Origin of the sequence: Companilactobacillus metriopterae, assembly GCF_004117915.1 — a bacterium.
Lineage (GTDB): Bacteria > Bacillota > Bacilli > Lactobacillales > Lactobacillaceae > Companilactobacillus > Companilactobacillus metriopterae.
In genome coordinates this window covers 272,575-286,558 of record NZ_RSTD01000001.1, presented here as the reverse complement: position 1 = coordinate 286,558, position 13,984 = coordinate 272,575, and the positions used below count along the sequence as shown (strand labels likewise).

Sequence of the window (13,984 nt, the reverse complement as noted above, 5' to 3'; positions counted from 1 at the left end):
AAGCAGGCCTAAGGCCTGCTTTTTATCTTTCCATGTTTTGTCTAATTTCGGCCTTCATGAATAATCTAGTTACATCTTTTTCAATTTCTGCAACCATTTCTTCAAACATGCTGTAACCTTCATCTTGGTATTCAACAAGCGGATTTAGTTGTCCATATCCACGTAGTCCAATAGATTGACGAAGTTGATCCATAGCATCAATATGGTCTGTCCAGTGTTCATCAACAACTCTAAGGATAACAACCTTTTCAAATTCTAACATTTGATTTGGATCACCCAATTGTTCAACTTTACCATCATAGTTCTTTTGAACAAATCCATAGAGATAATCGACCATGTCTTCAGGTGTTCTTCTTTGAAGATCTACAACACTCATTTCATCTTCATTTACAAGATAACCTTTGGCAAATTCAGCAATTGCTTCAAGATCCCAGTCTTCTTCCTTACCTTGTGTATGAATATCAACTTGTGTTTGAATTGTACGCTTGATAATTGGTAGTAATACTCTATCAAGGTCTTCTTCTTCATTGATAACTTCCATACGTTGTTTATAGATAACTTCACGTTGTTCACGCATAACATCATCATATTGAAGTGTGTTCTTACGTGTATCGTAGTTATTACCTTCGACACGTTTTTGTGCTGATTCAACTTGTCTAGTCATCAAACGACTTTGAATAACAGCATCATCGTCTTCAATTTTTAGTGAGCTAAGAACACGTTTGATTCTTTCTGAACCAAATCGTTTCATAAGATCATCTTCAAGAGACATGTAGAATTGTGATACACCAGGATCACCTTGACGACCTGAACGTCCACGAAGTTGGTTATCAATACGACGTGATTCATGACGCTCTGTACCAATAACTGATAATCCACCAAGATCTGTAACACCAGGTCCAAGTTTAATATCAGTACCACGACCAGCCATATTTGTAGCGATTGTAACTGCTCCACGTTGTCCCGCGTTTTGGACAATTTCAGCTTCTTTAGCATGGTTCTTAGCATTTAGAACTGCATGTGGAATGCCTTGTTCTGTTAACATTTTTGATAGATATTCTGAAGATTCAACAGCAACAGTACCAACAAGAATTGGTTGACCTTTTGCATGACGTTCACGAATATCTTCAACAACAGCATTAAATTTACTTCTTAGTGTTGGGTATAGAACATCGTCACGATCCACACGAGCAATTGGCTTGTTAGTTGGGATAGTGATGATTTCCATGTTATAGATTTCTCTAAATTCTTCTGCTTCAGTTTTAGCTGTACCAGTCATACCAGCAAGCTTATCGTACATACGGAAGAAGTTTTGATATGTGATATTGGCCATTGTTTTTGTTTCATCTTGGATTTCAACGCCTTCTTTAGCTTCAATAGCTTGGTGAAGACCGTCTGAATAACGACGTCCATCCATAACACGACCAGTAAATTGATCAACAATTTTTACTTCATTATCTTGAACCACATAATCAATATCTAGTGACATAACATAGTTAGCACGTAGAGCTTGATCCATATGGTGATTTAAGACTGTATTGTCAATATCATACAAGTTATCTAAACCGAAGTTGTCTTCAGCTTTTCTGATACCTGTTTCAGTTAAACTGATTGATTTAGTAGGCCAATCAATAGCATAATCGTCTTCATCAAGTGTCTTAACAAAACGATCTGTACGAACGTACATAGCAGTTGATTTTTCAGCACCACCAGAAATAATCAAAGGTGTTCTAGCTTCATCAATAAGAATTGAGTCAACCTCATCGACAATAGCAAATTGCAGATGACGTTGAACCATTTCTTCCTTGTAGACAACCATGTTGTCACGTAGGTAATCGAATCCTAGTTCACTGTTTGTTGAATATGTAATATCACAATTGTATGCTTCACGTTTTTGATCTGAGTCTAGTTGGTTAACATTAAGTCCAACAGTTAGACCTAACCACTTGTATAACTCACCCATCTCTTCAGCATCACGAGATGAAAGGTACTCATTAACAGTAACAACGTGTACACCGTTACCAGATAGAGCATTTAAGTATACTGGTAGTGTAGCAGTAAGTGTCTTACCTTCACCAGTCTTCATTTCAGCAATATTACCTTCGTGAAGTGTAATACCACCAATCAATTGAACTCTAAATGGATATAGTCCTAGAACACGCTTTGCTCCTTCACGAGCAGTAGCAAATGCTTCTGGTAAAATATCATCTAAAGTTTCACCTTTTTCTAATCTTTCTTTAAATTCAGGTGTCTTAGCTTTTAGCTGATCATCAGTTAGTTTACTGTATGCGTCTGAATAGCTTTCAATCTTGTCAGCTATTCTTCCCATACGTCTTAGTTCACGGTTATCACTTTCGACCCATTTTCTTAAGGGATTTGCCATAGTATAATTCTCTCCTAAATGTTTAAAACAATACTAATATCATAGCATTTTTTATATCAATTTTAAACCACTATTAGTGTGTAATTAAAAAACACTTTCAGAACTAATATATTACACCCTGACAAAGTTATTCACAAGGAATAAAAAAAGAACTTAATTATAATATTAAGTTCTTTTTTATTATATAAACCTATTCGTTTGTTTCCAATAGACCATATTTTCCGTCATTTCTCTTGTATACAATACTTGCTCCATTTGTTTCTGAATCTTCAAAAATAAAGAATTCATGGCCAAGCATTTCCATTTGTAAAATAGCTTCTTGAGCATCCATTGGTTTTAGAGAAAGTCTCTTTGTTCTAACGATATTTTGTTCTGCATCTTTTGCATCTTCATCCACATCATCAAATAAATCTGCAGAAAAATCTCCGTCTACATCATCCAATGAAATAGCTTTGATTCCACCAGAATCACGTGTTTTACGATTTACTTTTGTCTTAAATTTTCTGATTTGACGTTCTAGTTTATCAATCACTAGATCAATACCAGCATACATATCATCGTTTAATTCTTCAGCTCTTAATGTTACATATGAAAGAGGAATAGTAACTTCCACTTTTGTTCCTTTTGTGGGATATGTCTTTAAATTAACATGAGCAACAGGAGTGCTACCATCGTTAAAATATTTATTCAATTTTTCAAGCTTCTTTTCAACATACTCACGCATTGCGGGTGTTACTTCAACGTTTTCGCCACGTACATTAATTTTTAGCATAATTCTTTCTCCTTACAACTATTGGAAATTTAAGAGCTATCTAACTCTTGGGTTAATTATATACTTTTTATGCAAACATTGGCAACGTTTTCAAGAACGAACTAGTGAAAAAGTTAATATTTTTTTATAACCAGCTTTATTTAATGCTTTTTGTGCGTGTGTTATTGTACGTCCACTTGTATAAATATCGTCTATCAATAATATTTTAGAATTTTCAGAAATTTGATTTTGCTTAACTGTAAAACTCTGTGCTGTTGAAACTCTCTCTTTAAATGATTTACGTGATTGAAAATCTTCAATATCATTTTTTTCTAACATACATTCCAACTTAAATACACGGTTGTACATTTCAAAAACATGGTCAAACCCTCTATAATCGTAATGGCTTCTGGCATTTGGAACAAAAGTTGCAATATCGAAATCAAGCTGTTTTTTAAACTTTTCTAGCTCATTATCAAATAGTCTTGATAACTCTACATCCCCCATAAATTTATAGGTACGAAAGTATTCTTTCATCTGTAAATTATATTTAAATATCGATTTATGATTAACTAATATATTTTCTGTTTTCTCCCACATAATGCAATTACCACAGATACTTTGGTTACTATTACCCATGCAACGTAAACAAATATTTCGACTCTCAATAGTTTGAAACCTACTTAAGCAAAAATCGCATAGTTCCATATTTATTGGGATATTAAAGGTAAGGATGTCTCTCCATCTGGGAATATCATTAATTATGCTATTGCACAGTAGACAATTCATTATTTAATTAACCTGTTCATTCTTTTTATTTCTTTCACCGCACCTGAAATATTTTTATTGTACTGATTATAGAAAAAATAAATTTTGTCACTTCCTGGCACTGAATCTCTCCCCACTCTTCCAGCAATTTGGATTAGTGCCATCTTTGAATATCTAGCAGAGTCTGCATGTATTACAATCACATCAATTTGTTTAAACGTGACGCCTCGTTCTAATATAGTTGTCGTTAAAAGTATATCAACTTCTGAATCTCTAAATTTTTGAATTTTTTCAATTCTTTGTGGATCTTTTGAATGAACTTGATTGATTTTAATATCAGGATATATCTTCTTTAAATTTAAATAGAATCTGTTCATATGTTCAATATCTGGGAAAAATATCAAGCCCCTTGTATTTGACTTAATCCATTGATTTATCAAATACCTTATTCGTGGATTAACATTCATAAACAAAGAATTGCGGAGTAGTAGTTTCAGCTTAGGTAATGGCAATGATCTTCCATGGAATCTCTGGTAAAGTTTTGATAAATTTAGTTTATTTGCACTAACTTCGTCTAGTAAATTAGTTGGAGGAGTTGCAGATAGGTAAATGACGCTAGCATTAGCAGATTGTGATTTTTGGATAGCATTCCAAAGTACCTGATTTCCGTTTAGTGGGAAAGCATCTACTTCATCAATAATCAATAAATCAAATGCTTTAGAGAATTTAATCAATTGGTGCACGGTAGCAATAAGAACTTGTGTCATGTGATAATTATCTTCAATTTTTCCATGCGAAATAGACATCGATGTATCGGGAAAAGCACTCTTCAAACGAGGATATAATTCATTGCAAACATCCAGTCTAGGAGAACATATTGCTACTCTTTTTCCATCCATTATTGCTTGTTTTAACAAAGGAAATATAATTTCCGTTTTCCCCGCACCTGTGACTGCCCACACCAAATGATTTTCTTGTAACTTATAACTTTCTAATAGTTCTTGAGAAACTCTCTTTTGAAGTGTAGTAAGCTCACCCAGCCAATATAATGGATTCAAATTCATTTCAAAATTAACATCAGCATTACTAACTAATATCTGATCACCGAGCTTTATCCTGCCTAAATTTATACAATTTCGACAATAAATCATTTTTGATTTAAAATTAACTTTATTAAATTCAGATATACACCTATTGCATCTATACCTTATCTCATTTAATTGCTCAATTCCGGGAACTTCTTTAACCCCTATCTGGTTAAGATAATTGATAGTATCCAAATCTAAAGAGTTTTTTAAAGTGATTCGTCCACCTAAATACTGATTAATATTTTCCATATTTAAAATTACGAATAGGAGTATGATATTGCCTAATTATTTAACAATCAAAGAACCATTTGCTTTTGAACAAGAAATAAAAAAATCTAAATTCATTGCACATTTGGCTCCTACAAACTCTGAACAAGAAGCAAAAGAATTTATTGAAAAAATAAAACTTCAAGAAAAGAATGCTACACATAATTGTTCAGCCTATGTTGTTCTAGAAAATATAGAAATAGAAAGAATGAGTGATGACGGCGAGCCTAGTGGTACAGCAGGAGCACCAATTCTAAACGTTATTCAGCAAAATAATCTAAAAAACATTAGTGTAGTAGTAACGAGATATTTTGGAGGTATCAAACTTGGAGCTGGAGGATTAATCAGAGCCTATTCTTCATCCACCTCAAAGGCAATAGATGAAATTCCTATTTTTGAAAATAGAATTCAACAAGGATTTAATTTGAATATTCCTTATTCTTTATTTGATAAATTTGAAAACTTTTCTAAAAAAGAAAATATTAATCTACTCAACAAAGCTTTTTCTGAGAATGTAAATCTTGATATTTTTTTAGATTTAGAAAATTGTGATGAGATTATAGCAAACATAAATAATGAGTTCCAAGGGAAAATTGATATTATTAAAACAAATACTGAAGAATTATTAGTTCCCATAAAAAAATAGACATCCTAACGGATGTCTATTTTTTTTCATCTAATTTGCTAATAAATTTTTGAAAGATATGCAGTAAAGGCTGCCTATTTTCCCCAATCAATCCTATGGTTTCAACGAAAAGTTCCAAACCAATAAGAACAAATATCGTTAGTAAAATGCTACCCCAGAAACTTGAAATTGGATAAAGCATTGAAATAAAGGCAAATATTAATGCGATACCATATATAGCAAGCACTGTTTGTCGATGACTTAATCCAAGCTGCATCAATCTATGATGTAAGTGATGCTTATCAGCTTGTGTAATAGGTTTTTTATTCAAAAATCGTCTTAACATTGCATAAACGGTATCAGTTATAGGAACACCCATTATCACAACCGGGATCAATACTGTAACGAATGTTACATTTTTTAGTCCCTTTAAAGAAAATACTGCCATCATAAATCCAATAAATAATGATCCTGTATCACCCAAAAATATTTTAGCAGGGTTAAAGTTGTGTGGTAAGAATCCAATAAGTGAAGCTACAAGAGCAAATATCCATATAGAAATATAAATATTGTTTGTATTAAGGAAGAAATATCCTACTATTCCCATAGTGAAAAGAGAAATTATTGAAACTCCAGTAGCAAGTCCATCTAAACCATCAATTAAGTTAACTGCATTAGTTATGGCTAAGATCCAAATAATTGTTATTGGGAAACTCCACCAACCTAAATTAAATGATCCGATAAATGGAAGACTAACTTCGTTCATCTTGATATCAGCTAAGAAATATATAACCAAAGCTGCTGCAAGAATACCTGCCATCTTTGCTTTGGGAGAAAGCTCTCTAATATCGTCAATCAATCCGGTCAAAATAATAATACATTCAGCTAAAAACACACTGAATAATTCGTGAGTGGGAAGTTGCCCCCTCAGCAAGACAAAGGTAGAAAAAGTAAATGCAATAAATATAGCTAATCCACCAATAGTGGGCATAGGCTTTTTATTAACTCGGCGAGCATTAGGCTTATCAACTGCACCCAAAATAAATGCCAATTTAACTACAAATGGTGTGATAACTGCAGACAATATCATTGTCAAAAAAAGCGACACAATTACGTTAAACATACTTTCCCAAAACTCTCTTTCAATCTAATGTATTTATTATACCTTATATGTATATCTATGATCAGTATTTAAAAAAAGATTAAGTGTTTATACACTTAATCTTTTTATTTAGCTAATTCAACTTTTCTAACTTCACGAATAACTGTAACTTTGATATGACCTGGATAATCCAAATCTTTTTCAATTTCATTTTTGATATCACGTGAAAGAATTGTAGCTTGTTCATCTGATACTTGTTCAGGTTTAACCATAATTCTAATTTCATGACCAGCTTGAATGGCATATGTCGTATCGACACCATCGTGTTTCAAGGCAATCTCTTCAAGTTTTTCTAATCTATGAATATAATTTTCCATTGATTCAGATCTTGCTCCAGGTCGAGCAGCTGATATAGCATCTGCCGCAGCAACAATTGTAGCAATCAATGATGTAGGTTCTACATCACCATGATGTGAAGCAATAGTATTTATTATGACATCAGGAAGTTTGTACTTCTTGGCAATATCAACACCAATATCAACATGAGATCCTTGAACCTCACGATCAATAGCCTTCCCAATATCGTGTAACAATCCTGCTCGTTTAGCTAACATAACATCTTCACCTAATTCAGCTGCCATAATTGCGGATAATTTAGCAACCTCAATTGAGTGATTTAAAACATTCTGACCATAACTTGTTCTATATTTCATACGTCCGATGATCTTAATAAGATCGGGATTCATAGATGGTAATCCTAACCCATATAGAGTTTGTTCTCCAACTTCTCGGATATAGTCATCCATCTCTTTACGAGATTTATCAACCATCTCCTCAATTCTAGCCGGATGAATTCTTCCATCTTCGATTAATTTTTCAAGTGTACTCTTTGCAATCTCTCGACGAACGGGATCAAACGCACTAAGAGAAACAATCTCGGGCGTATCATCGATGATAAGATCTACACCTGTCAAGGCTTCAATAGTACGGATATTTCTACCCTCTCGACCAATAATACGTCCCTTCATATCTTCGTTTGGAAGTGTAACTGTAGATACTGTTGTTTCAGAAACTGTATCAGCTGCACTTCTTTGAATTGCAGATACGATAAGACTCTTAGCTTCTTTAGCAGCACGCTGATGAGCAATTTCATCACTTTCATTAATCATTTTAGCTCGTTCTGCTACAAGCTCTTGATTTAGTTCATCAAGAATTATTTCTCTTGCTTCATCATGAGTTAAATTACTGATTCTGTTTAATTCCGCTTGTTGTTGTTCTAATGTTTCCGTCAGTTGTTTTTTAATTTCATCAAGTTTATTTTTTTCAGAAGCTAAATTAGATTCATTTTTTTCAAGATTTTCTTCACGTTTTTCAAGTGATTGATCTTTACGATCTAGAATTTCTTGACGTTCCAACATGCGATCTTCTTGCTTTTGAACGTCTTTACGACGTTCTTTAAGATCAGCTTCTTGTTGGTCACGATATTCATGAACACTTTCTTTGGCTTCTAAGATTTTTTCCTTTTTTATTGCTTCTGCGCTAGCTTTTGCATTGGCAATAATATCATCGGAATTTTGTTTTGCTTGAGAAAGTTTATTATTAATTGCCTTTTGTCCACCGAAATATCCGGCGCCAATTCCAATTATTAATGTTATTAAAGCAAATGAGAGGATAACGATAGCACTAGACATGCTATCACCTCCAAATAGTTTATTTTTCTGTGTGTTATATATTAACTTTTCATTACAATTTAATACATATTACATATTATAGAATAAATATGTTCTGTGCACCACATAAATAAAAAAAAAGAGACTAAAAATGTCTCTTTTTTTATTCTTCAATATCATCATCGGGAATTAATTCTGTGACTACTTCATCCTTTGATGATTCTTCTTCAGTACTCTTGTCCATACCGTAAGCTTCTCTAACAGCTTTGCGAATTTCTAACATCTTATCTTGATTTTCAGATAGATACTTCTTGGCGTTCTCTCTACCTTGGCCAATTCTCTCATCATTGTATGAATACCATGATCCACTCTTATCAATGATATCTTTTTCAACGGCCATGTCTACTAGTTCCCCAGTTTGAGAAATACCATATCCATACATAATATCTACCAAAGCAACTTTAAATGGAGGAGCAACTTTATTTTTAACAACTTTTATTTTTGTACGGTTACCAATAACATCTGATCCGTCTTTAATTTGTTCAGATCTTCTAACTTCCAAACGAATAGTTGAATAAAATTTTAATGCTCGTCCACCAGGAGTAGTCTCAGGATTTCCAAACATAATTCCGACTTTTTCACGAATTTGGTTGATAAATAGTGCAATTGTTTTTGTTTTGTTGATAGAACCTGATAATTTACGTAATGCCTGTGACATAAGTCTAGCTTGCAACCCAACATGAGAGTCCCCCATGTCACCTTCAATTTCAGCTCGTGGTACCAAAGCAGCAACCGAATCAACAACAACGATATCTACGGCACCACTAGATACTAGTGCATCAGCAATTTCTAATCCTTGCTCACCAGTATCTGGTTGTGACAATAGTAAATCATCAATATTTACACCCAATGCTGTAGCATAGGCAGGATCCATAGCGTTTTCAGCATCAATATATGCAGCTGTACCACCATTTTTTTGCACTTCAGCAACAGCATGCAATGCTACTGTAGTTTTACCAGAACTTTCTGGTCCGTAGATTTCAACAATTCTTCCTCGTGGAAATCCACCTACTCCAAGAGCATCATCCAAAGCCAATGATCCAGAAGAAACAGTTTGGACTTGAGTATTCAAGTCCTCACCCATTCTCATGATGGCTCCCTTACCAAAATCCTTTTCAATTTGTTTAATGGCTGTTTCTAGAGCCTTTTCTCTTTCGTCTTTGACCAAAATTTCTTCCTCCTACGAAGACAAGTTATTCTTTAAAGATAATATAACAGATTTTTTACCAGAAAGCGAACAAATGTTTGCTTTTATTTAAGAACATTTTTTATCATTAGAAAAGCACTTAGAACGGACTTATTTCTAATTAATTCCCTATCTCCTGTAAAATGAAATTCTTCAGTTACAACATTATCTTCCAAACTTACGCCTATAAACACTGTTCCCACTGGGTTACCTTCTAGTGGATCAGGACCCGCAACACCAGTCAAACCAACACCCAAATTAGCATTCATTTTTCTAGCAGATTTAATAGCCATATCAGCGGCAACTTCAGAACTTACAACCGTATTTTCTTCAATGATATTTTTTGATACACCAATCAAATCAATCTTGGACTGATCTGAATATGTTACAAAACCTCCCTCCAAGATTTCAGATGCTCCTGGAACATTTGCAACTGTTGCCAAAAATAACCCTGAAGTTAGACTTTCAGCAGCTGTAATTTTGATATTTTTTAATTTCAATTGATTTACAATTTCTTCAAATAAAAAAGAAAAATCAACTAAATTAAATTTAGCTAATTTTTCTATTTGAGTGAAATTTTCAATTTTATTATTCATAATCATTACTCTTTTAAAGTACGTTTTATTTTTTGAAAAGATCTTTTGTCTGTCTAAAGTAGTCATATCCTGAATACAAGGTAAATATTAGACAGATGTATAGCATAATCTCACCAAGTGGAATATGGATCATGCTAAAGAAAATATTATGTAGTAATAAGAAAATAATTGCTAACATTTGTGTAAATGTTTTTATTTTACCAGGCATTTGAGCTGCCATAACAGTTCCGCCTTCTTCAAGAACCAACATCCTCAAACCAGTAACTGCTAATTCGCGACAGACAATAATTGCGATAACCCATGCAGGAGCCATACCCAATTCTACCAAGAAGATAAAAGCAGTCATGACTAACATTTTATCAGCCAATGGATCAGCAAATTTTCCAAAATTTGTAACTAATTTATTCTTTCGTGCAATCTTACCATCAGCTAAATCTGTAAGAGACGCAACAATAAATACAATTGCAGCAAGTATATGATTACAAGGGATTAAGTCATTAAAAACATAGACATCGCCCAAATTTGTCCAACTAAATGCCAACAAAATAATAAATACCGGAATTAAAAGAATTCTGAATAACGTTAATTTATTTGGTAAATTCCATTCCATTTGATTTCTCGATTCTCTTTTTATTTAACTTTAAATGTATAAGTCTTTACTAAAGCTGAACTGGTAGATGATGAACTAGCTGTGCCTAAATCCACATCTTTGTTGTTCAATTTGATAGTTGTGATGTTTGCGTTACCTGTATGTACAGTAAATTGTTTAACATCCTTAGGAACAGTCGTTGATTTACTTTGTCCAGATGACAAGGCTTGTTGCCAAATTGTTTCTGAATCTTCTTCAACCTGAATCCAAGCTTGACCACCAGTAGCTGTTACTTCCAGAGGTACACCATCACTAGGAATGTTTTCAATATTAAATGTATCATCTTCACTAGCTGCTTTTACAGAAAACTCTGTACTCTTAGTTTCTGTAGATTTTTTAGGTGTTGCTTTCTTTTTAGTTGCTGACTTAGTTTGAGAAGAACTATCCTTTGGAATCGTTACTTGAGAAGAATCATTTGAACGATGAGTCATTCCAAATACAACTACCCCAACTATCAAAATAATTACTACAACTACAATGATTTGTGGAATGTAATCTCTCATACGACTAAATAATGAAGGAGTGTCATCCTTAACAGATCTAGTCTTAGTTTCAGTTTTTTCAGGTTGCTTGGGCTGAGAATCAGGAATGATTGCTTTGTATTCTTCTAATAATTCGTCATTAGATAAATCAACAGCTTCCGCATATTGTTTTATAAATGCGCGCACATAAAAATCACCAGGAAGATGGTCAAATTGACCTTCTTCAATGGCAATTAAATATCTCTTTTGTAGTTTTGTGATTTGTTGTAAATCATCAATTGTATAGCCTTTTTTAATACGTGCACTTCTTAATTTTTGACCGATTTCGTCCATGTCATACCACCGTATAAATAATTTAAATAATTATAACATATAACTTCTTATAATCGCTACTACTACAATAACCAGCCACCCGCAAAATAAATAGTTTGACCGGTTAAATAATTGGATTCCGAATTTACTATATAACTTACAAAATTTGCAATTTCTTGAGGTTGAGCCAATCGATTAGCTGGAATCTCATCTTTTATAGACTGCAAATCTTCTTTAGAAAATTCATTGTTCATCTTTGTTGCAACTGCACCAGGTGCAATAACGTTAACACTAATACCAAGTGATGCTACTTCTTTAGAATATGCGTCTGCAAAAGTATTTATAGCACCTTTGACAGTACTGTAAACCACTTCCATTGCAGAACCAACTTTACCATAGATTGAACCTATAAAAACTACTCTTCCGTGACCTGATTTTGCCAGCTTATCTTGGATATTCTTCAAAATAAGGATGGGGGTTTTTATATGTATATTAATTAAAGAACTAACTTCTGACTCATCTATGTCTGTTAATAATTTGTAGTATGTATTACCTTGGGCAAAAACAACGGCATCCACTTGAAAAAGTTGATCCAGCAAATTGCTTACTTCACCTTGATCCATATCAAATTGCACTGGAATAAAATCTTGATTTGGATACAAACTTTGCAATTCTGACAAAAGATCATCTATTCTAGACTTATTTTTATTGTAATGAATATACAATGAACAACCATCTTGAGCTAATTTTTTTGCTACTTCATTTCCAATATCACCAGAACTCCCCATTATAAGTGCAAACATTATTTTTTCTCCGATAATAAATGATAGTAAGTATAGTTATCCGGATTTAACACTAATTCTGCTACCTCATTCAAATCATTTATAGTGATTCCGTCAATAATATCAATCAACTTCAAATAATCTGTGTCATAGAAATATAACTCTGCTACTTGATTAGCTATAGATTCAGGTGAATTTTGAGCAAAAACATATGAGCCTATTGCATCAAGTTTTATTTGTTGAAATTTAGTAGCAGTCAAAGCATTTTTTAGTATTTCTGTTGTTAAATGACTACTCATAAATTCTCTGAATTCATCTGGTTTTGGTGTTGTTCCACTGATTATCACAAAACAATAATTGTTTTCTGCTACGACGTTGTATGAAAAACTGTCATCGATTATTCCTGAATTAGTTAACTCTTCATAATAATCTGAAGATTCTCCAACTAATGTCTCCATAACCATATTGATCTCAAATTGTAACTCAACCAATGATTTGGAAGTTTTATCTAAGTCAACACGAATACCAAATGAACTTCTGCTCTGACTAATTTCCATAGTATTTTGTCCACCGTCAGAAATTGGTTCAAAAGGTCGCATAATCTTGTTAGGCATAGGATCAGTGGCTTCAAGATCAAATTCATTTACAATTTCTTCCACTTTATCTATATCCACATTTCCTACTAGAACAAGATTCATATTTTTGGGTTGATAGTAGCGATAATATGTTGAAAGTAAATTTTCATTATTTATTTCTTTGAGTGATTCACTAGTTCCAGCAATATCAGCACTTATAGGATCATTTGGATAAAGCTGAGATAATATTTTTTGCTCTAAAACCCATTCAGGCATATCTAAGTACATCTGAATTTCTTGATCAATTATTCCTCTTTCAGAATTGACATTTTTCTTAGTGAAATAAGGATTACTTACTAAATCTAGCAAGATTCTCAAATTATCATATGGATTTTCAATTGTTTGAAATAAATATGCAGTCTTTGTATAGCTAGTATATGCATTAGTGTTAGCACCATATTCAGCAAATTTTTCGCTAACATCGTAACCAGGTTTAGCAAATAGTTTATGCTCAATAAAATGAGCTATCCCAGCAGGAAGTTGCTCACCATCTTCAAGTAATGTATTTACTGATCCAAAATTAACCATAACTAAACCATATATTTGGTTAAAATTAGGCATCTGAATTACTTGAATTTCAAATCCATTTTTTAATTTTCTTGTAACTTTTTCCAGCTTTGCGACCATT

Annotated in this window: 13 protein-coding genes; 1 reads left to right on the top strand and 12 read right to left on the bottom strand. The window is 33.0% G+C overall.

Translation table 11 applies throughout. The annotated features are described in order from the left end of the window. Positions 1-22: 22 nt before the first annotated feature. The 4 genes from secA to EKN01_RS01440 all read right to left on the bottom strand — a co-directional run bounded on the left by secA (position 23) and on the right by EKN01_RS01440 (position 5,239). Complete coding sequence (gene secA / locus EKN01_RS01455) at positions 23-2,383, bottom strand: preprotein translocase subunit SecA (protein ID WP_129044674.1); 2,361 nt, start codon at positions 2,381-2,383, stop codon at positions 23-25. A gap of 190 nt (positions 2,384-2,573) precedes the next feature. After that, positions 2,574-3,155 carry a ribosome hibernation-promoting factor, HPF/YfiA family gene (gene hpf / locus EKN01_RS01450; protein WP_129044673.1) on the bottom strand — a complete coding sequence of 194 codons (582 nt, stop codon included), beginning with the start codon at positions 3,153-3,155 and terminating at the stop codon, positions 2,574-2,576. Positions 3,156-3,245: 90 nt separating this feature from the next. Continuing rightward, positions 3,246-3,734, bottom strand: a complete 489-nt coding sequence (locus EKN01_RS01445; RefSeq protein ID WP_164966342.1) for a ComF family protein — start codon at positions 3,732-3,734, stop codon at positions 3,246-3,248. Positions 3,735-3,922: 188 nt separating this feature from the next. Then, the gene (locus EKN01_RS01440) at positions 3,923-5,239 is read right to left on the bottom strand and encodes a DEAD/DEAH box helicase (protein WP_129044671.1); all 1,317 of its coding nucleotides are present in this window, start codon (positions 5,237-5,239) and stop codon (positions 3,923-3,925) included. Between the two features lie 28 nt (positions 5,240-5,267). Here EKN01_RS01440 and EKN01_RS01435 point away from each other — a divergent pair, with 28 nt between their 5' ends. Next, positions 5,268-5,903 (top strand): YigZ family protein, encoded by a 636-nt coding sequence (locus tag EKN01_RS01435; RefSeq protein WP_129044670.1) that lies wholly within the window; start codon positions 5,268-5,270, stop codon positions 5,901-5,903. 16 nt (positions 5,904-5,919) lie between these two features. On the opposite strand, the gene EKN01_RS01430 is transcribed toward EKN01_RS01435, so the two are convergent. From EKN01_RS01430 to yfmH, 8 genes are all read right to left on the bottom strand, one after another. After that, positions 5,920-7,005, bottom strand: a complete 1,086-nt coding sequence (locus tag EKN01_RS01430) for a glycosyltransferase family 4 protein (protein WP_099974438.1) — start codon at positions 7,003-7,005, stop codon at positions 5,920-5,922. A 104-nt stretch (positions 7,006-7,109) separates the two neighbouring features. Further along, positions 7,110-8,675, bottom strand: coding sequence for a ribonuclease Y (gene rny, locus EKN01_RS01425; protein WP_129044669.1), 1,566 nt, complete (start codon positions 8,673-8,675; stop codon positions 7,110-7,112). Positions 8,676-8,817: 142 nt separating this feature from the next. Further along, complete coding sequence (gene recA, locus EKN01_RS01420; RefSeq protein WP_129044668.1) at positions 8,818-9,882, bottom strand: recombinase RecA; 1,065 nt, start codon at positions 9,880-9,882, stop codon at positions 8,818-8,820. Between the two features lie 83 nt (positions 9,883-9,965). Next, on the bottom strand, positions 9,966-10,496 hold the full coding sequence (locus EKN01_RS01415) for a CinA family protein (RefSeq protein ID WP_129044667.1): 531 nt from the start codon (positions 10,494-10,496) through the stop codon (positions 9,966-9,968). Positions 10,497-10,521: 25 nt separating this feature from the next. Next, complete coding sequence (pgsA, locus tag EKN01_RS01410; RefSeq protein ID WP_129044666.1) at positions 10,522-11,106, bottom strand: CDP-diacylglycerol--glycerol-3-phosphate 3-phosphatidyltransferase; 585 nt, start codon at positions 11,104-11,106, stop codon at positions 10,522-10,524. 20 nt (positions 11,107-11,126) lie between these two features. Then, positions 11,127-11,960, bottom strand: a complete 834-nt coding sequence (locus tag EKN01_RS01405; RefSeq protein ID WP_129044665.1) for a helix-turn-helix domain-containing protein — start codon at positions 11,958-11,960, stop codon at positions 11,127-11,129. 62 nt (positions 11,961-12,022) lie between these two features. Next, positions 12,023-12,745, bottom strand: coding sequence for an elongation factor P 5-aminopentanone reductase (gene ymfI, locus EKN01_RS01400; protein ID WP_164966371.1), 723 nt, complete (start codon positions 12,743-12,745; stop codon positions 12,023-12,025). Beyond that, complete coding sequence (gene yfmH / locus EKN01_RS01395) at positions 12,742-13,983, bottom strand: EF-P 5-aminopentanol modification-associated protein YfmH (protein ID WP_129044663.1); 1,242 nt, start codon at positions 13,981-13,983, stop codon at positions 12,742-12,744. The genes ymfI and yfmH overlap by 4 nt, the downstream gene beginning before the upstream one ends. Between the last annotated feature and the right edge of the window lies 1 nt (position 13,984).

Excerpts from the sequence above, each read along its gene's own strand:
- hpf (WP_129044673.1), bottom strand. The coding sequence starts at position 3,155 with ATGCTAAAAATTAATGTACGTGGCGAAAACGTTGAAGTAACACCCGCA.
- EKN01_RS01415 (WP_129044667.1), bottom strand. The coding sequence starts at position 10,496 with ATGAATAATAAAATTGAAAATTTCACTCAAATAGAAAAATTAGCTAAA.
- rny (WP_129044669.1), bottom strand. The coding sequence starts at position 8,675 with ATGTCTAGTGCTATCGTTATCCTCTCATTTGCTTTAATAACATTAATA.
- EKN01_RS01440 (WP_129044671.1), bottom strand. The coding sequence starts at position 5,239 with ATGGAAAATATTAATCAGTATTTAGGTGGACGAATCACTTTAAAAAAC.
- EKN01_RS01445 (WP_164966342.1), bottom strand. The coding sequence starts at position 3,734 with ATGTGGGAGAAAACAGAAAATATATTAGTTAATCATAAATCGATATTT.
- EKN01_RS01430 (WP_099974438.1), bottom strand. The coding sequence starts at position 7,005 with ATGTTTAACGTAATTGTGTCGCTTTTTTTGACAATGATATTGTCTGCA.
- pgsA (WP_129044666.1), bottom strand. The coding sequence starts at position 11,106 with ATGGAATGGAATTTACCAAATAAATTAACGTTATTCAGAATTCTTTTA.
- EKN01_RS01405 (WP_129044665.1), bottom strand. The coding sequence starts at position 11,960 with ATGGACGAAATCGGTCAAAAATTAAGAAGTGCACGTATTAAAAAAGGC.
- secA (WP_129044674.1), bottom strand. The coding sequence starts at position 2,383 with ATGGCAAATCCCTTAAGAAAATGGGTCGAAAGTGATAACCGTGAACTA.
- yfmH (WP_129044663.1), bottom strand. The coding sequence starts at position 13,983 with ATGGTCGCAAAGCTGGAAAAAGTTACAAGAAAATTAAAAAATGGATTT.